Annotated in this window: 19 protein-coding genes; 8 read left to right on the top strand and 11 right to left on the bottom strand. The window is 69.3% G+C overall.

The genetic code is table 11. The features are described from left to right. Positions 1–35 precede the first annotated feature (35 nt). The 3 genes from ACIBK5_RS37515 to ACIBK5_RS37505 all read left to right on the top strand — a co-directional run bounded on the left by ACIBK5_RS37515 (position 36) and on the right by ACIBK5_RS37505 (position 3,401). Positions 36–698 carry a TetR family transcriptional regulator gene (locus ACIBK5_RS37515; protein WP_399026940.1) on the top strand — a complete coding sequence of 221 codons (663 nt, stop codon included), beginning with the start codon at positions 36–38 and terminating at the stop codon, positions 696–698. 83 nt (positions 699–781) lie between these two features. Continuing rightward, positions 782–1,021, top strand: a complete 240-nt coding sequence (locus ACIBK5_RS37510; protein ID WP_399026938.1) for a heavy-metal-associated domain-containing protein — start codon at positions 782–784, stop codon at positions 1,019–1,021. 142 nt (positions 1,022–1,163) lie between these two features. Continuing rightward, positions 1,164–3,401, top strand: coding sequence for a heavy metal translocating P-type ATPase (locus tag ACIBK5_RS37505; RefSeq protein ID WP_399026936.1), 2,238 nt, complete (start codon positions 1,164–1,166; stop codon positions 3,399–3,401). Positions 3,402–4,012: 611 nt separating this feature from the next. Here ACIBK5_RS37505 and ACIBK5_RS37500 read toward each other — a convergent pair. Both ACIBK5_RS37500 and ACIBK5_RS37495 read right to left on the bottom strand, forming a co-directional pair. Then, the gene (locus tag ACIBK5_RS37500) at positions 4,013–5,302 is read right to left on the bottom strand and encodes a citrate synthase (RefSeq protein ID WP_399026934.1); all 1,290 of its coding nucleotides are present in this window, start codon (positions 5,300–5,302) and stop codon (positions 4,013–4,015) included. A gap of 178 nt (positions 5,303–5,480) precedes the next feature. After that, on the bottom strand, positions 5,481–7,751 hold the full coding sequence (locus tag ACIBK5_RS37495) for an ATP-dependent RecD-like DNA helicase (RefSeq protein WP_399026932.1): 2,271 nt from the start codon (positions 7,749–7,751) through the stop codon (positions 5,481–5,483). Positions 7,752–7,974: 223 nt separating this feature from the next. On the opposite strand from ACIBK5_RS37495, the gene ACIBK5_RS37490 reads away from it, so the two are divergent. After that, positions 7,975–8,145, top strand: a complete 171-nt coding sequence (locus tag ACIBK5_RS37490; protein ID WP_399026930.1) for a hypothetical protein — start codon at positions 7,975–7,977, stop codon at positions 8,143–8,145. Here the strand turns inward: ACIBK5_RS37490 and ACIBK5_RS37485 are convergent. Beyond that, positions 8,123–8,341, bottom strand: coding sequence for a DUF397 domain-containing protein (locus ACIBK5_RS37485; protein ID WP_399026928.1), 219 nt, complete (start codon positions 8,339–8,341; stop codon positions 8,123–8,125). The genes ACIBK5_RS37490 and ACIBK5_RS37485 overlap by 23 nt on opposite strands. Next, on the bottom strand, positions 8,328–9,152 hold the full coding sequence (locus ACIBK5_RS37480) for a Scr1 family TA system antitoxin-like transcriptional regulator (RefSeq protein ID WP_399026926.1): 825 nt from the start codon (positions 9,150–9,152) through the stop codon (positions 8,328–8,330). The genes ACIBK5_RS37485 and ACIBK5_RS37480 overlap by 14 nt, the downstream gene beginning before the upstream one ends. Before the next feature lie 273 nt (positions 9,153–9,425). On the opposite strand from ACIBK5_RS37480, the gene ACIBK5_RS37475 reads away from it, so the two are divergent. After that, the gene (locus ACIBK5_RS37475; protein WP_399026924.1) at positions 9,426–9,725 is read left to right on the top strand and encodes a hypothetical protein; all 300 of its coding nucleotides are present in this window, start codon (positions 9,426–9,428) and stop codon (positions 9,723–9,725) included. Here ACIBK5_RS37475 and ACIBK5_RS37470 read toward each other — a convergent pair. Then, a complete protein-coding gene (locus ACIBK5_RS37470) occupies positions 9,694–10,566 on the bottom strand; it encodes an alpha/beta fold hydrolase (RefSeq protein WP_399026922.1) in 873 nt (290 codons plus the stop codon). The two genes, ACIBK5_RS37475 and ACIBK5_RS37470, sit on opposite strands and share 32 nt — an antisense overlap. A 68-nt stretch (positions 10,567–10,634) precedes the next feature. Between ACIBK5_RS37470 and ACIBK5_RS37465 the strand changes: the two genes are divergently transcribed. Together ACIBK5_RS37465 and ACIBK5_RS37460 are read left to right on the top strand one after the other, a co-directional pair. After that, on the top strand, positions 10,635–11,081 hold the full coding sequence (locus ACIBK5_RS37465; RefSeq protein WP_399026920.1) for a MarR family winged helix-turn-helix transcriptional regulator: 447 nt from the start codon (positions 10,635–10,637) through the stop codon (positions 11,079–11,081). 218 nt (positions 11,082–11,299) lie between these two features. Then, positions 11,300–12,241 carry a MerR family transcriptional regulator gene (locus tag ACIBK5_RS37460; RefSeq protein WP_399026918.1) on the top strand — a complete coding sequence of 314 codons (942 nt, stop codon included), beginning with the start codon at positions 11,300–11,302 and terminating at the stop codon, positions 12,239–12,241. A gap of 323 nt (positions 12,242–12,564) precedes the next feature. Here ACIBK5_RS37460 and ACIBK5_RS37455 read toward each other — a convergent pair whose 3' ends face one another. Next, the gene (locus ACIBK5_RS37455) at positions 12,565–13,239 is read right to left on the bottom strand and encodes an SDR family NAD(P)-dependent oxidoreductase (protein WP_399026917.1); all 675 of its coding nucleotides are present in this window, start codon (positions 13,237–13,239) and stop codon (positions 12,565–12,567) included. Positions 13,240–13,368: 129 nt separating this feature from the next. Between ACIBK5_RS37455 and ACIBK5_RS37450 the strand changes: the two genes are divergently transcribed. Beyond that, positions 13,369–14,082 (top strand): TetR/AcrR family transcriptional regulator, encoded by a 714-nt coding sequence (locus ACIBK5_RS37450; protein ID WP_399026915.1) that lies wholly within the window; start codon positions 13,369–13,371, stop codon positions 14,080–14,082. 289 nt (positions 14,083–14,371) lie between these two features. Here ACIBK5_RS37450 and ACIBK5_RS37445 read toward each other — a convergent pair whose 3' ends face one another. From ACIBK5_RS37445 to ACIBK5_RS37425, 5 genes are all read right to left on the bottom strand, one after another. Continuing rightward, positions 14,372–14,557: a hypothetical protein gene (locus ACIBK5_RS37445; protein ID WP_399026913.1), complete on the bottom strand. Its 186-nt coding sequence runs from the start codon at positions 14,555–14,557 to the stop codon at positions 14,372–14,374. Then, the gene (locus tag ACIBK5_RS37440; protein ID WP_399026911.1) at positions 14,554–14,844 is read right to left on the bottom strand and encodes a hypothetical protein; all 291 of its coding nucleotides are present in this window, start codon (positions 14,842–14,844) and stop codon (positions 14,554–14,556) included. The genes ACIBK5_RS37445 and ACIBK5_RS37440 overlap by 4 nt, the downstream gene beginning before the upstream one ends. A 108-nt stretch (positions 14,845–14,952) precedes the next feature. After that, a complete protein-coding gene (locus tag ACIBK5_RS37435) occupies positions 14,953–15,504 on the bottom strand; it encodes a hypothetical protein (RefSeq protein WP_399026909.1) in 552 nt (183 codons plus the stop codon). A 597-nt stretch (positions 15,505–16,101) separates the two neighbouring features. Next, the gene (locus tag ACIBK5_RS37430) at positions 16,102–16,749 is read right to left on the bottom strand and encodes a dihydrofolate reductase family protein (RefSeq protein WP_399026908.1); all 648 of its coding nucleotides are present in this window, start codon (positions 16,747–16,749) and stop codon (positions 16,102–16,104) included. A gap of 81 nt (positions 16,750–16,830) precedes the next feature. After that, complete coding sequence (locus ACIBK5_RS37425) at positions 16,831–17,196, bottom strand: hypothetical protein (RefSeq protein WP_399026906.1); 366 nt, start codon at positions 17,194–17,196, stop codon at positions 16,831–16,833. Positions 17,197–17,222: the final 26 nt, after the last annotated feature.

The raw sequence follows: 17,222 nt of genomic DNA, 5'->3' as shown, positions 1-17,222 counted from the left end.
TTTGTCAATCGCGTGATGAGACCTGGGGATAACGCGTGCCCGAGAAGACCGAAAAGCCCGGAACCGACACGACGGCGTCCGAGGACCGGCCGCGCCGTCGCCAGGCCCGCGGCGAGCGCCGGATCACCCAGCTGCTCGAAGCCGCCGCCACGGTCTTCTCCACGACCGGCTACACGGCCGCCAGCACCAACGCCATCGCCCGCGAGGCGGGCGTCTCACCGGGCACGCTGTACCAGTTCTTCCCGAACAAGGAAGCGATCGCGATCGAGCTGGGCGGGCGGCTCATGCACGAGATGCGGCAGTCGTACGACGAGATCCTCGCCCCGATCGACCCCGCGGCCACCCCGATCGAGGAGGTGATCACCGGGACCGTCGACCGCTTCATCGAGTTCAGCTGCCGCCACCCGGCCTTCTTCGCGCTCATGCACGGCCCCGACATCCCCGGGCGCATCGCCGAGGAGCACGACGCGCTGCACACGACCCTGGTCGCCCGGGTCGAGACGATCCTCGCCCCGTTCGTGCCCGACGCGCCCGCCCCCGCCGTCACCCGCACCGCCCAGATGTGCGTCGGCATCTACAAGGCCGGCCTGGAGCTGATCCTGGTCCACGAGGGCGACGAGCGGGAGGCGTACATCCAGGAGCTGAAGGACGTCCTCCTGCGCTACCTGCGCCCCCTGGCCGAGGACGTCGTGTACTGATACCCCCTAGGGGTACAGTGGGGAAGTGTGCGGGCCCCTCGTGGGTCCCCACAGCCCCACATGCCTCGACGAGGAGTAACGACATGACCGCCCAGACCGACACCACGGGCCCCGTCACCACCGTCTACAAGGTGAGCGGCATGAGCTGCGGACACTGCGAGGGCGCCGTCTCCGGCGAGATCTCCGAGATCTCCGGCGTCAGTTCGGTGACGGCCGTCGCCAAGACCGGCGAGGTCACCGTCGTCTCCGCGGCCCCGCTCGAGGAAGAGGCCGTACGCGCCGCCGTCGACGAGGCCGGTTTCGAGCTGGCGGGCAAGGCCTGAGCCCGCACGAAACGCAACCCGCCAGGTCTGAGACGCTCCAGGCCTGGCACTCGTACCGACGTACGGGCCGTACGGCCGCCGCCCCGGCCCGTACGGCCCGTTCCGCTTCCCGGGCGCCCCGCCACCTCCTGGAGTGAAGGACATGACCAGCACCACCGCCCAGGCGCCGCCGGACCGCGAGCCGGCGGCCGCCGAGGTCGAGCTGCTCATCGGCGGGATGACCTGCGCCTCCTGCGCGGCCCGCGTCGAGAAGAAGCTCAACCGCATGGACGGCGTCACGGCCACGGTGAACTACGCGACGGAGAAGGCCAGGGTCAGCTACCCCGCAGGCACCGAGGTCGCCGATCTGATCGCCACCGTCGTGAAGACCGGGTACACCGCCGAGGAGCCCGCGCCCCCGCGCGAGGAGGAACCCGCCGCCGAGGAGGACCCGGAGCTGTCGGCCCTGCGCCGCCGCCTCACCGTCTCGGCCGCGCTCGCCGTGCCCGTGATCCTGCTCGCGATGGTTCCGGCCCTCCAGTTCGACAACTGGCAGTGGCTCTCGCTCACCCTCGCCGCGCCGGTCGTCGTCTGGGGCGGACTGCCCTTCCACCGGGCCGCCTGGACGAACGCCCGGCACGGCGCCGCCACCATGGACACGCTGGTCTGTCTCGGCACGCTTGCGGCGTTCGGCTGGTCCCTGTGGGCGCTGTTCCTCGGCGACGCGGGCATGCCGGGCATGCGGCACCCCTTCGAGCTCACGGTCGCGCGCGGCGACGGCGCCTCCCAGATCTATCTGGAGGTCGCCTCCGGCGTCACCGCCTTCATCCTGCTGGGCCGCTATCTGGAGGCGCGCTCCAAGCGCCGCGCCGGGGCCGCGCTCAGGGCGCTGATGGAACTGGGCGCCAAGGACGTGGCGGTTCTGCGGGACGGGCGCGAGGTGCGGATCCCGGCGCAGCGGCTGGCCGTCGGCGACCGGTTCGTCGTACGGCCAGGCGAGAAGATCGCCACCGACGGCACGGTCGTCGAGGGAGCCTCCGCGGTGGACGCCTCGATGCTGACCGGCGAGTCGGTGCCGGTGGACGTGACGGCCGGGGACACGGTCACCGGCGCGACGGTCAACGCGGGCGGCCGGCTGGTCGTCGAGGCCACCCGGGTCGGCGCCGACACGCAGCTGGCGCGGATGGCGAAGCTGGTGGAGGACGCGCAGAACGGCAAGGCCGAGGTGCAGCGGCTCGCCGACCGGATCTCCGGGATCTTCGTGCCGGTGGTCCTGCTGATCGCCGTCGCCACGGCCGGGGCGTGGCTCGGGCTGACCGGCGACGGTGTCGCCGCCTTCACCGCGGCCGTCGCGGTGCTGATCATCGCCTGCCCGTGCGCGCTGGGCCTGGCCACCCCGACCGCGCTGATGGTCGGCACGGGCCGCGGCGCCCAGCTCGGCATCCTCATCAAGGGCCCGGAGGTCCTCGAGTCCACGCGCCGGATCGACACGGTCGTCCTGGACAAGACCGGCACGGTCACCACGGGCCGGATGACCCTCCAGGAGGTGTACGTCGCCGAGGGCGCCGACGAGAAGGAGGTGCTGCGGCTCGCGGGCGCCGTCGAGCACGCCTCCGAGCACCCCGTCGCACGGGCGATCGCGCTGGGCGCCGAGAAGAGGGCCGGACAGCTCCCGGAGGTCGAGGGCTTCCGGAGTGTCCCCGGGCGGGGCGCACGCGGGCGCGTGGAGGGCCGCGAGGTCGCCGTGGGGCGGCTCTTCGACGACGTACCGCCGGAGCTGGCCCGCGCGCGGGACGAGGCCGAGCGGGCCGGGCGTACGGCCGTCGTGGCCGGCTGGGACGGGACCGCCCGGGCCGTGCTGGCCGTGGCGGACGCGGTCAAGGAGACCAGCGCCGAGGCGGTGCGGGAGCTGCGCGCGCTGGGGCTCACGCCGGTGCTGCTGACCGGGGACAACCGGGCGGTGGCCGAGTCGGTGGCGCGGGCCGTGGGGATCGACCAGGTGGTCGCGGAGGTTCTGCCCGAGGACAAGGTCGACGCCGTGCGGCGGCTGCGGGCCGAGGGGCGGGTCGTCGCCATGGTGGGCGACGGCGTCAACGACGCGGCCGCGCTCGCCACCGCCGATCTGGGCCTGGCGATGGGCACCGGCACGGACGCGGCGATCGAGGCCGGCGATCTGACGCTGGTGCGCGGCGACCTGCGGGTGGCGGCGGACGCGATCCGGCTGTCGCGCCGGACGCTGGCCACGATCAAGGGCAATCTCCTGTGGGCCTTCGGCTACAACGTGGCCGCGCTGCCGCTGGCCGCCGCGGGGCTGCTGAATCCGATGATCGCGGGCGCCGCTATGGCCTTCTCGTCGGTCTTCGTCGTCACGAACAGTCTGCGACTCCGGACATTCCGGTGAAGTCCCCTGAATTCGGCCTAAGTTCGCGGCGAACCTGATATGAGCCCCTCTGGAGTCCCGGGCCCGGCTCACATAAGCTCTTCACAAGGCTCGCGCATCATCCTTACGCTTGAGTCCCGGACGGCATTTCCGGGCTCTTGCGTAGCTAACGGACATATGCAAGAGACGCAGATCACAGTGATGTGAACGTAACCATCGAAGGGGTTCGAAGGTCTAAGTTGACGATGTCAGAGAGCGTCTTGGGGGGCGCGATCTGACATCTGGAGATGTCTTGGGGGACTTCTCCAGAGATGCGTTGCCGGGACACGCACACCGGGAAGCTTTGAGCGGCCCTCCCGGACGTGCGCTGTCCCGGCAGACCGCACACGACAGAGGTACGACGAGTTTTGCTCGTTGTGCTCACAGCGATTCAGGCGCTGTCCTCACAGACGCCCGGCCGGATCCCGTGGGGGGAATCCGCACCGGGACTGGGAAGGCGCCCTGGCCGTCGGCCCGTGGGGGGACCGACGTTCCGGGGCGCCTTCTTCATTGCGTAAGAAATCACGTGAGGGATCATGCGAGAGCCCCCGCATCCGGCAGCCGGATGCGGGGGCTCGGGCGGTACTGGGGCCTCAGCGGGCCTCGACGGGAACGAAGTCGCGCTCGACCACGCCCGTGTAGATCTGTCGCGGGCGGCCGATGCGGGAGCCCGGCTCCTTGATCATCTCGTGCCACTGGGCGATCCAGCCCGGCAGCCGGCCGAGGGCGAACAGGACCGTGAACATCTCGGTCGGGAAGCCCATGGCCCGGTAGATCAGACCCGTGTAGAAGTCGACGTTCGGGTAGAGGCTGCGCGAGACGAAGTAGTCGTCGGAGAGCGCGTGCTCCTCCAGCTTCAGCGCGATGTCCAGCAGCTCGTCGGACTTGCCGAGGGCGGACAGCACGTCGTGCGCGGCGGCCTTGATGATCTTGGCGCGCGGGTCGAAGTTCTTGTAGACCCGGTGGCCGAAGCCCATCAGGCGGACGCCGTCCTCCTTGTTCTTCACCTTGCGGATGAAGGTGTCGACGTCGCCGCCGGAGTCGCGGATGCCCTCCAGCATCTCCAGCACCGACTGGTTGGCGCCGCCGTGCAGCGGGCCCCACAGGGCGTTGATGCCGGCGGAGATCGAGGCGAACATGTTCGCCTGCGAGGAGCCGACCAGGCGGACCGTGGAGGTCGAACAGTTCTGCTCGTGGTCCGCGTGCAGGATCAGCAGCTTGTCGAGCGCGGAGACCACGGTCGGGTCCAGCTCGTACTCCTGCGCCGGGACCGAGAAGGTCATGCGGAGGAAGTTCTCGACGTAGCCGAGGTCGTTGCGCGGGTAGACGAACGGGTGACCGATCGACTTCTTGTACGCGTACGCCGCGATCGTCGGGAGCTTGGCGAGCAGCCGGGTCGTGGAGAGGTTGCGCTGGCGCTCGTCGAACGGGTTGTGGCTGTCCTGGTAGAACGTGGACAGCGCCGAGACGACCGAGGACAGCATGGCCATCGGGTGGGCGTCACGCGGGAAGCCCTTGTAGAAGTTCTTGACGTCCTCGTGCAGCAGGGTGTGCTGCGTGATGTCGTTCTGGAACGTCGAGAGCTCGTCGACGGTCGGCAGCTCACCGTTGATCAGCAGGTAGGCGACCTCCAGGAACGTGGAGCGCTCGGCCAGCTGCTCGATCGGGTAGCCGCGGTACCGCAGGATGCCCGCTTCGCCGTCCAGGTAGGTAATGGCGGATTTGTACGCGGCGGTGTTGCCGTAACCGCTGTCCAGTGTCACCAGACCGGTCTGGGCGCGGAGCTTTCCGATGTCGAAGCCCTTGTCCCCGACGGTGCTGTCGATCACCGGGTAGGTGTACTCGCCGTCGCCGTACCGCAGTACTACAGAGTTGTCGCTCACGTCTTCCCTCACCGACGTTGTGCCTCATCTTCGAGGTTGCCCTGACTGTCTCTACCATCCCCCACTTGGCTCAGGAGAGTGCACTCGGGGTCGACCATCGGGCCTATTGGCGGCACTGAGTGCCGTCAACTTGCTCATCCTGCCCCCTGTCTTCCCCATCCGGAAGCCTCTGTGACCTTCACGACTCATTTGATCGATCATTTTTTTGCGATCCGTACGATCCGAGCCGGAAATCGAGCGCCGTGCACCGCCGCCCCGCCGACACCGTACGCACCGCCTGGCCGATCGCCTTGCGCGAACCGACGAGGACGACCAGCTGTTTGGCGCGGGTGACCGCCGTGTAGAGCAGGTTCCGCTGGAGCATCATCCAGGCGCCGGTGGTGACCGGGATGACGACCGCCGGGTACTCGCTGCCCTGGGAGCGGTGGATCGTCACGGCGTACGCGTGCGCCAGCTCGTCGAGCTCGTCGAAGTCGTACGGAACCTCCTCGTCCTCGTCCGTCAGCACGGTCAGCCGCTGGTCGACCGGGTCGAGCGAGGTCACCACGCCCACGGTGCCGTTGAAGACGCCGTTCTCGCCCTTCTCGTAATTGTTGCGAATCTGGGTGACCTTGTCCCCGACGCGGAAGACCCGGCCGCCGAACCGCTTCTCGGGTGTGTCGGGGCGGCCGGGGGTGACGGCCTGCTGAAGCAGGCCGTTCAGGGCGCCCGCGCCCGCCGGGCCCCGGTGCATGGGGGCGAGCACCTGCACGTCCCGGCGCGGATCGAGCCCGAACTTGGCCGGGATACGCCGGGCCGCCACATCCACGGTGAGCCGCCCGGCCTCCTCGGTCTCGTCCTCGACGAAGAGGAAGAAGTCCTTCATGCCGTCGGTGACGGGGTGTTGGCCGGCGTTGATCCGGTGGGCGTTCGTCACCACGCCCGACTGCTGCGCCTGCCGGAAGACCCGGGTCAAACGGACCGCCGGGATCGGTCCCCCGTCGGCGAGCAGATCCCGCAGCACCTCCCCCGCACCCACACTCGGCAGCTGGTCCACGTCCCCGACGAACAGCAGATGCGCCCCCGGCGGCACGGCCTTCACCAGCTTGTTGGCGAGCAGCAGGTCCAGCATGGACGCCTCGTCGACCACCACCAGGTCGGCGTCGAGCGGACGGTCCCGGTCATAGGCCGCGTCGCCGCCGGGTTTCAGCTCCAGCAGGCGGTGGACCGTGGAGGCCTCGGCGCCGGTGAGCTCGGACAGGCGCTTGGCGGCCCGGCCGGTCGGGGCGGCGAGCACGACCTTCGCCTTCCTGGCGCGGGCCAGCTCCACGATCGAGCGGACCGTGAACGACTTGCCGCAGCCGGGGCCACCGGTGAGGACGGCGACCTTCTCGGTCAGCGCCAGCTTGACGGCGGCCTCCTGCTCGGGCGCGAGCTCGGTGCCGGTACGGCCCTTGAGCCAGGCGAGGGCCTTGTCCCAGGCCACCGTACGGAAGCCCGGCATCCGGTCCTCCTCGGTGCGCAGGAGGCGCAGCAGCTGGGCGGAGAGGGAGAGTTCGGCGCGGTGGAAGGGCACGAGGTAGATGGCGGTGACCGGCTCCCCTCCGTCCGGCCCCGGGACCTTCTCCCGTACGACGCCGGGCTCTTCGCCGTCCTCCCCCGGCTCGGCCAGCTCGGCGAGGCATTCGATGACCAGGCCCGTGTCGACCTGGAGGAGCTTGACCGCGTCCTTGATGAGCTGCTCCTCCGGGAGGAAGCAGTGGCCCTGGTCGGTGGACTGCGACAGCGCGTACTGCAGGCCCGCCTTGACCCGCTCCGGGCTGTCGTGCGGGATGCCGACGGACTGGGCGATCTTGTCGGCGGTGAGGAAGCCGATGCCCCAGACGTCGGAGGCGAGGCGGTACGGCTGGTTCTTCACGACCCCGATCGAGGCGTCACCGTACTTCTTGTAGATGCGCACGGCGATGGACGTGGACACCTCGACGGTCTGGAGGAAGAGCATGACCTCCTTGATGGCCTTCTGTTCCTCCCAGGCGTCTGCGATCTTCTTCGTCCGCTTGGGGCCGAGGCCCGGGACCTCGATCAGCCGCTTGGGCTCCTCCTCGATGATCTGGAGGGTGTCCAGCCCGAAGTGCCGCGTGATCCGGTCGGCGAAGACCGGGCCGATGCCCTTGACCAGACCCGAGCCGAGGTAGCGGCGGATGCCCTGGACGGTGGCCGGCAGCACGGTCGTGTAGTTCTCTACATGGAACTGCTTCCCGTACTGCTGGTGCGAACCCCAACGCCCTTCCATCCGCAGGGACTCGCCGACCTGGGCGCCGAGCAGCGCGCCGACGACCGTGAGCAGATCACCGCCGCCTCTGCCGGTGTCGACCCGGGCGACCGTGTAGCCGTTCTCCTCGTTGGCATACGTGATGCGCTCGAGCACGCCTTCCAGCGTGGCCAGTCGCCGCTCGCCCTGATCGGTCATGGTGGGACCGTACCGCCTGGGTAGGACAACGCCCCCGGATAAAGCGACCGATCAGTATGCGGCCGGGCTCTCACATTTCACGCTGAATTCACAGGGAAGCCCGAAGCTTTACAGTTCAAGCATCGGTGTCGCCCCTTTAGAGCTCCGTACCCGTGGGAGGATCCAGCCGGAATTCCGCCCCACCCAGTGGATTCCCCCCGGACCCGAACAACGGCGAGGAACGATGTCACCCCAGGCCCAGAGCGTCGCCCTGTGGATCGTGTCCCTGGCCATCAACATCACGGCGGCGTGCGCGGGGATCGTGTGGGGCTGGGAGGCCTTCGCGAATTTCCTGATCCCCGCGTTCGGGTCGGTGGTGGGGGCGTCGTTGGTCAGCTACAGCTTGCGGCGGTGAGGTGGCCGTCCTTGAGGGCGGTGACGAAGGCGGTCCAGCCGGTTGCCGAGAAGGTGAGGGTGGGGCCGGGGGTGCATTTGCTGTCCCGGACGGGGACGGAGGTCTGGCCACGGGCCACTTCCAGGCATTCACCTTGGTCGCCACCGCTGTAGCTGGACTTGTACCAGCCGGTGAGGGGGCGCTCATTGCTGACCATTCGCGTGTTCCTCCGCTGCCGCCCTGACTAGGGCCAGTGACTCCTGCTGCGACAACGCGTCGCTCAGGGCCAGAGAGTAAGCGGTCTGACAGGCGCTCACCAGAGCAGGATCGTCCATCAAGTTCCCGGTCTGGAAGCCCTCGACGTAGGCCACCGGGGCCGAGTCCTCGAATGTCATGAGCGTGAGCAGACTCTGCATGAGCGCGTGTGCTCCCACGCCGTAGGGAAGGACGTGCAGGCGCAGCCGTCCCGACTCGGCCATGTCCGCGATCCTGTGCAGCTGTTCTGCCATGACCTGCGGCCCGCCCACGCAACGCCGAAGAACCGCCTCGTCGAGCAGTGTCCAGACCACGGGCTGTGCTGGTCCGTCGAGGATTCGGCGGCGCTTTGTTCGGATGACAACGAGCTCGTCAAGTTCCTCGGGCGTGTGATTCGGCCGGTAGGCACGGAAGAGCGCGCGTGCGTAGTCATCGCTCTGCAGCACTCCGGGAACCAGTGAGAGAGCGAACTGCTGGATCAGCAGGGCCAGTTGCTCAAGCTCGGCCACGGCGGCGAAGTGGTCGGTGTATTTCGACTCCAGATCCTCCAGCCACCGCGCGAAGAACCCGTCCGTCCCCAGCGCCCGGTCGATCCGCAACGCGTCATCCGGCTTCGGCAGGCGTCTGCCGGCCTCGAAGTGGCTGATCAGCGTGGGCGAGCACACGACCTGGTCGCCCAGTTCCTCCTGGGTGAGGCCGACTGCTGTCCGCCTCAGCCGCAGCTCCTCCCCGTACTTCTGACGCGGCGTTCGAAGTGCGCGGCGATCGTCCATGCGGCCAACTCCTCTTCTTGACAAACGCGATGTCAAGCTCCGACCCCTGGCAGCGTAGCGAGGGCCGACCCCACTCTGTGAGTGATTCAGCACAGAACGCAGTCATCGCAGGTGAGAAGGCAGGCCGACAGACATGACAGACCGAATCGCCCGGCTCCTCGAGCCGATCCTCCGCGTCCTGTTCCCGCCTCGTGGGCGGCGGCGGCGATCGTCGGCACGGGTCCCGTGCCCGTACTGCCACGACCGGATGGTCCTGATGGCTGAGGCGGGCGCATGACCGGAGGAGCACACGAACGCCTGCTGCCCTGGACCGGTACCGACGGCAAGCCGTGCTATCTCGTGGGCGACGGAACCGGTTACGTCTCGCGCCTCGCCGACGAGATCGAGGAGCTGCAGCTCGCCATGGCGGACGACCTGCTCGGGCACGCCGCCGGACTCCTCGCGGAGCGCCGGGTGACGAGTGCGGAACTGCACTACCTGGCCCGGCGGCTCACCGAGTCCCTGCGGGACGTCAAACGGGTCGCGGAGAGCAGAGGGGCGCTCAGTCGCCGGGCCGGATCAGGAAGTCGCTGATGAGGCGGCTCGTTGCGGCCGGGGCGGCATGGGGCAGGGCGTGGTGGGAGACGTCGGGCAGGGTGGCCGTGGTGACGCGGGGCAGGAGCTTCCCGGCGCGGGTGGCCACCTTGGACGGGTCGTGGGTCCGGGTGTTCTCGGCGAGGAGCACGAGGACCGGCAGGTCAAGGGCGCGCAGCGCGGTCGGTGTCGGGCGTGGTCCCACCACCGGCCGCACGGAGGGGAAACCGACGGCGGCCTCCTGGAGGGCGAGCCAGTCGGGGTCGAGGGGGACGCCCCTCGTCTCCCACTCCAGGAATTCCCGGACGCGGCGGGGCGTGGGCCGTGCCGCCGCCGGCACGGCATGCCGTCCGTAGGCCAGCTTCAGCTTGGCGAAGCACATGGTCGGGTCCATGAGGACCAGGTGGCGCACCCGGTGGGGCGAGTGCAGGGCGAAGCGCAACGCGATCCAGGCGCCGTACGAGTGCCCGCCCAGGTCGGTCTCCGCGAGGCCGAGTCCCTTCAGGAGCGCGTCCAGCCAGGACACCAGGTCGGCGACCGTACGGGGGTGGCGGCCGGGGGCCGGTGTGCTGCGACCCGGGGCGCCGATCAGGTCGACGGCGTACAGCCGGTGGACATGGGACAGTTCGGCGGCTTGCCGGTACCAGGACGCGGAGGTCGGGCCTCCACCGCCCGGCAACAGGAGGAGCGGAGGTCCGTCGGCCGGGCCGCATATGTTGACGTGCGTCGAGCCGAAGGGCGTGGGCACGGTCGCGGTCTCCCGCTCCGTCGGCCACTTGGCCATGACCTTGTCGTAGGCGGCGAGAAAGTGGTCGGTGTCGTACGTGCTGCGCGCGCTCATGAGCCAGAACCCCTTATTATCTTGCTCAACGAGATACTTGCTCGGCGAGATGGTATCGGAGGCGGCCCATGTCCGACCAGGAGATGGAGCTCGTCCATCTGTTGCGCGCCGTGGTGGTCGACCTGGGGCGGCACAGTGCCCGGTTCGCCCAGCGCAACGGCATGCATCCCACCGATGTGCGGGCGCTGATCGTCCTGATGGACGCCTACCGCGCGGGTGAGGAGACCACGGCGGGGCGGCTGGGGGCCGCGCTCGGTCTGAACTCGGCGGGGACCACCGCTCTGGTGGACCGGCTGGAGCGGGCCGGGCATGTGCGGCGGGTGCGCGGCTCGCGGGACCGTCGCAAGGTCACCATCGAGGTCGACGAGCGCGCGATCGCCCTCGGCCGGGAGCACTTCGGACCCCTGATCGACGGGGCGGTGGGCCTGCTGAGCGGGTACGACGACCGGGAACTGGCCGCGATCAGGGGCTTTCTGACCGGGATGCGGGAGGCCGCGGCCGAGGAAGGCGACTAGATGATTGAGTCCAAGGGCTCGTAGAGACAGGCCGCCAGCGAGCGGTGACGCATGTCGCTGCCATCGCTCGCCGAGCCGGTGCAAGGCGTGCCTGTCGTCCTGGCGGTCGGCGGAGAGCACGCGACGCATGCTTCAGCAACTCGGAGACCGTCTCGGTCGGGGGACGGCTGGGCAACAGCCTTGAGTCTCCACTGACTGGAGACAGCAGAGTGGGGGACATGGACGCTACGACCCTCTACTCGATCGGGGAGCTTTCCCGGCGGACCGGCTTGCCCGTGAGGACCATCCGGTTCTACTCCGATTCGGGGGTGGTAGCGCCGACCACCCGAAGTCCCGCCGGTTATCGGCTCTACGACCTCGACGCACTGCTTCGTCTGGAGCTCCTCCGCACACTGCGCGAGCTGGGCATGGACCTGGCCACGATTCAACGGGTGCTGGACCGCGAGCTCTCGGTGGCGGAAGTCGCCGCCGCGCACGCCGATGCCATGGACGTCCAGGTCCGGGTGCTGCAACTACGTCGGAGCGTTCTGCGAGTCGTGGCCAGATGCGGGTCCAATCCCGAGGAGATCAAGCTCGTGCACAGACTCACGCAGTTGTCCGGCGAGGAACGCCGACGGTTGATCGACGATTTCGTGGAGGGCACCTTCGGGACCGTGGGTGCCGACCCGGCCGCGGCGGTGGCCATGGTTCGCGCCGCCGCTCCCGACCTCCCCGATGATCCGTCCAGCGAGCAGATCGCCGCGTGGGTGGAACTCGCCGAGCTGATCGGCGACGAGGATTTCCGTGCCCGGATGCGCCGGACGGCCATGTGCCAGGCCGCCGGGCGCACGCCCGACATCGAGAGCGATGCCGGCGAGGAACTAATGCAGTTCACCCGTCAGACGGTAGCCAAGGCCATGGAGTTGGGCATCGACCCGCTCAGTGATGGGGTCGCACCCGTCATCGACGACCTCGCGCACCGCTTCGCCGAGGTGTTCGCGCGTACCCCTGACGCAGAATTCCGGGACTGGATGGCCCAGCGGTTCGAAGAAGCACACGATCCTCAGGTGGACCGATACTGGCGGCTGGTGTGGATCGTCAACGGCTGGCAGGTAGTACCGAACCTGATCCCGGTGTACACCTGGCTCATCCAGGCCCTGCGAAATGACCGTGACGCATAGTCACCACGGTGGGCACCGCGCCGGACCCCTGAATGAATCCGGGCGGGACTTCGGCCACCTCTTCCCCTACGTGCCCCAGCAGTCCGGCTACAACAAGCGACTGCGCGTCGACTCCACCCCCGTCGGCTGCGGATGCTCCCGCGAGACGGCCAGACGCGCTGGGGCCAGAGAACTCGTTCCCATGGGGCCAGCAGCCTCGTTCAAAGCCACCGCGGCGCTCGTATGGGTCCCAGTACAGGCGCGCGACCTGCTCGAGGGGCGGCCGCGAGGGAGAGCTTTCGGGGCCGCCCTTCCCGAGGGAGATGTTGGGTGGCTGATGGGCGTCAGAGACTGAAGACGAGTTCGGCCTGGTCGCGCTTGGTGCTGTGCAGGTCCCAGTAGACGGGGGAGATCTCCTCGGGCTGGGCGGTCGGGAATCCGGGGATCGCCGGCGTGCCGATGGACACGTCGATGGCGACGTGCGCCGCCTGGATGCCGGTGCCGTCGAGTTCCTTGTGCAGGTTGATCACCCAGTTGCGCAGGGCCGCGGCGGCGGCGTTGACATTGGCGACCTGCGGCACGGGGTCTACGGAGCCGGCGCCGGTGGTGAACAGCAGGGTGCCCGCGCCGGCCTCCCGCATGGCGGGCAGCACCGCGCTGGTGGCGGCGATCGCTCCGTAGAGCTGGAACTCCATCTCGTGCTGCACGTCGGCCGGCGCGGTGGCGCCCGGGGTGGTCATGGCGGTCTGGAGGCCAGCGACCGGGGAGTATTCCAGGACGTCGATGCCGCCGAAGTGCGTAGCTACGTCCTTGAGTGCCTGGGTGAGGGCGGGGCGGTCGAGAACGTCGGCGGGGAAGGCGGCGGCGGTGATGCCCTCGGCGGCCAGTTCGCCGGCAAGGTCTTCGAGCTTGGCCCGGTTGCGGGCGATCAGTGCGACGTCGTAGCCGCGGGTGCCGTAGGTGCGGGCGATGGCGAGGCCGAGCTGAGGGCCGGCACCGACGATGGCGATGGTGGGCATGAGGGAGCCTTTCACTGAAGAGCAGGTGGATAGGGCTATCCGTTTCAATTCCGGAAAGCCCTATCCGGTTCGCTGCCCACCGTAACACACGAATCGGATAAGGCATTCCGGTTTGCTAGTCTGATCGTCATGAGCCCACGAGACCCGCACGCCGAAGCCAGCGTCGGCGCGACCGTTTCCGCAGGTCAGTCCAGGCGCAGCGACGCGGAGCGCAACCGCGGCCGGATCATCGCCGCCGCGCGCACGGTCTTCGGGCGCGACGGCCTGCACGCGTCGATGGCCTCGGTCGCGCGGGAGACCGGAGTCGGGATCGCCACCCTCTTTCGCCACTTCCCCCGCAAGGAGGACCTGCTCGCCGCGGTCTTCGCCGACCGCATGAAGGCGTACGCGCAGGCCACCGACGCGGCCCTGGCCGACCCGGACCCGTGGCACGGCTTCACCGGCTACATCGAGACGGTCTGCTCGATGCAGGCCGCCGACCGCGGCTTCGCCGACATCCTGACCATGAATTTCCCAGGCGTCCCGGAGCTGGAGAAGTACCACTCTCGGGCGTACGAGGGCTTCCTGGAACTCATCGGCCGCGCCAAGGACAGCGGGCAGCTGCGCGAGGACTTCACCAGCCGCGACCTCGTGCTGCTACTGATGGCCAACGCCGGAGTCCTCGGCGCCACGGCCGATGCCGCCCCGGACGCTTGGCGCCGCCTGGTCGCCTGGATGATCCAGTCCTTCCGGGCCCCGTCCCGCGGCCCACTGCCGGACCCCCCTGAAGACGCTGCGCTGTACGAGGCCATGCGCCGCTCCAGCCAGAGCGCCACCGCCCCCGAGCCCGGAAAGCGACGCTGAATCAGCGACCGGTGGGACAGGGCGACCGCGGTGAGGCCGCCGTCGTTTCCGGGACCATCAAGCAGGGCTCTGAGCCTGGACGCTGGGACACTCTCCATACTTCTGCTCCGCGAGGAGTCAGGGCCACAGGTCGCATCTATGCGCACCCGCCCTTCCTCGCGTGCTGAGTGGACCCTGATGGGCCCTCGGTCAGGGGCGGGCAGCCGTAGAGGTGCGTCCGGCGAGGTTGGCGAAAGAGGGTGGCTTTGTCAGTGAGTGGTTCTCGTGAACAGAGCCACTCAGTGGTTCTTCAACGGCCGTCGCACGGGTCGTCGCCCACAGGCATCGGCTTGGTGTCGGCCGCCAGGCAGGAGGAGTACACCCGCGGCGGAGTGGGCTGCGGCTGTGGTTCCGTCGCGGCGCTCACGGCGATGATCGCCACGGCACCGGCGAAGATCAGCCCCGCCATCACGGTGAGCCCTGTACGGCGGCTCACCGGTCGCCGCTGAAGTGGTCGCGAATTTCATCGCCGCAGTCGTCCGCGCCGACCCGGGTTCGCGTGAAGGCCAGCACGCCGTCGTCGTTGCCTTCCGCCTTGCCCTTGGCCAACTGCGCCTCGATGTCCGCGATGTACTCGGCGCACTCGGCGCTGACGGGCTTCTCCGGCTGCGGGTCAGGCGCCGAAAAGGCGCTCAGTGCGGCGGTGGCAGCGATACCGGCCGCACACAGCACCGCCCACGCGGCAACCCACGTGCGACGGCTCATCCGTAACGGCTTGGGCATTGAGGCATCCTACGAGCGTCGCAGCGGGCTGTCGCCGAAAGGATCAATGAGCCCGCGCGACATGTACGTCACAGCGAAGATCACCCAGCGGGGCCTGGCGTGCCGCAATCAGAGGTGGGCGGCACCGAAGAGGGGGTCGAGCGGATCGCCCTCGTACCCGACGACGAGGCAAGTCGCTGCTACCGGACCCCGGGAGAGCTCCACGAGCCGGGCCAGGACCGCTGCCTCGGACGGAAGTTCATCCAGGTCGATACCGAGCGCCCGAGCCGCACGGTCGCGTCGCTGGTCGAAGTCAGGCAGGTCCTGCCGGTACTCGTCGGCGACCGCCTGGAGTTCTACGGCCGTCCGACCGGGAGCGTCTCGCCACCACGGCGCCACGAGACACAGCTGCACCAACTCCAACAGTCCGAGCGCGAGCGGGCCGGCCTCGCCGTCAAGGCTCACGTACACCACAGGGCGTTCCTCACCGCCCTCGCCGACGAAGCAGAACGCATCCCCCGAACCGGCTCGCGCGAACTGCTCCAGCCTGGCCCCGGAAGCAAGCCGGACCCCTTCCTCCAGCTCGTGGGAGTCCGGGTCCGTCGCGTCAAGGTCCGCGACGGCAGCGAAGAACGCGACGGCCCTCTCATCGGTTCCCAGGAGGGGCAGCAACGCCCCCATCGCGTCGGGGCTCCAGGCGGGTACAACAGCCCCGGCCGGTGCGTTCGATCCGTTCACCCGGCCACCGTATCCCGGCCCCAAGACGTGGTGTGCGCGCCTGGTGGGCCTGGCAGCGGCCCGAACAGACCGCCCGCGCACTGCTGGACGCCTACCGCGCCAGCCCCGGCGAGGTCCGCGACCGGCCCGCGAACGCGGCGCAAGGCGCGCCGTCGGTGGCCCCCATGGCTGTGATGCGCGAGGCGGGGCTCGTCGCTCCACTCGCCGTCAAGGCGGCCACCTGCCTCCATCCCTTGATCGCGTACAACTGGGCGCTGCCACGGTGGTCTCAGATCCCGAACGTCTTCATCCGCACGGATCCGGCTGCCAGGAGTGCACCGGTGCCACTCTTCTTGGATACGGACTCGCATGCGTACACGTGCCGCGGCGGCTGCTTCAACAGCGTCCGCCGCCCTGCTCACCTGACCACCCCGCCCGGCAGCGAATGGCGTGGCTTCGCCCTGTCCGGGTCGCGCCCCGCAGCCCCGGCACGACCTCCCGCCCACCGAGGGCCCTTTCACCGCCTTCAGAACAGGTGGTGCCTCACTCCACCTGCTCTTCTCACCGTCTCCAGAACAAGTGGTGCGTCACCCCGCTCGGGCTCGGCACCACATCGCGGTGGAAGCGGTCCAGCAGTTCGTCGGGCGACTCCCAGAGCCGGGAGCCGGATCCGAGCTTCACCCCGGGCGAGACCGCCACGTGCAGCGTGTCGACCAGGTCCGCGTCGAGGAACTCCCGGATGGTGGCGGCCCCGCCGCCGAGGCGGACGTCCTTGCCCTGAGCGGCCTCCCGCGCCTGCGCGAGGACCTCGGCCGGGTCGCCGCCGACGAAGTGGAACGTCGTGTCGGAGAGGGTGAACGAGGGTCGCTCATGGTGGGTCATCACGAACACCGGTGTGTGGAACGGCGGTTCGTCGCCCCACCAGCCCTGCCACTCGTGGTCCTGCCAGGGGCCGCGGTGGGGACTGAACTTGTTGCGGCCCATGATCTCGGCGCCGATGTTGTGCGCGAAGTCGCGCGTGAAGTAGTCGTCGAGGCCGCGGCTCCCGCCCGGGTCGGTGCGGTTGGGCCAGCTCGCCGTGGCTCCGGCCCAGGCGAACATGGTCCCCGGGTCGGCGTGGCCGAACGGCCGCTCAAGGCTCTGGTTCTCACCGGCGCCGAATCCGTCGCTGGAGACGTTGAAGTTCTGCACGCGCAGCATCTGAGGCACGGGGCTCCTCCTGTGGTCGACGAGGGGTGGACCCCTCCGGCCGGCGAAACTCATCGGCCCCCGGGGAACCCCCTGCCCGTCTCACCCGGACTGCGCCACCACGTGCTCGATGACCTGCTTGAAGTCGTCGGTCGGGGAGAACTCGACGAACTCGCTGTCCTCCAGCGCGAGCGGCACATGGCCCGGGGCCCAGTAGTACGCCTGGCCGGCCTCGTACTCCTCTTCGCCGGAGGGCGTGCGCATCCTGATCCGCCCCTTCAGCAGATAGCCCCAGTGCGGGCACTGGCACGCGTCGTCGGGCATGCCCTTGAGGGCCGGGCCCATGTCCGTGCCCCGGGGCAGGCTGACGTACCCCACCGACATACCACCCCCGATCGGCATGTTGCGTACCTCTACGCCGTCGCCTCCGAGTGCGACGGGCACGTCCTTCCGAGTCGCCGCCGTCATGGCTCCTCCGCTCGCCGTGGAAACGG

This window comes from Streptomyces sp. NPDC050546, assembly GCF_044457425.1.
Taxonomy (GTDB): domain Bacteria; phylum Actinomycetota; class Actinomycetes; order Streptomycetales; family Streptomycetaceae; genus Streptomyces.
This window is presented reverse-complemented; position numbering and strand designations above follow the sequence as displayed.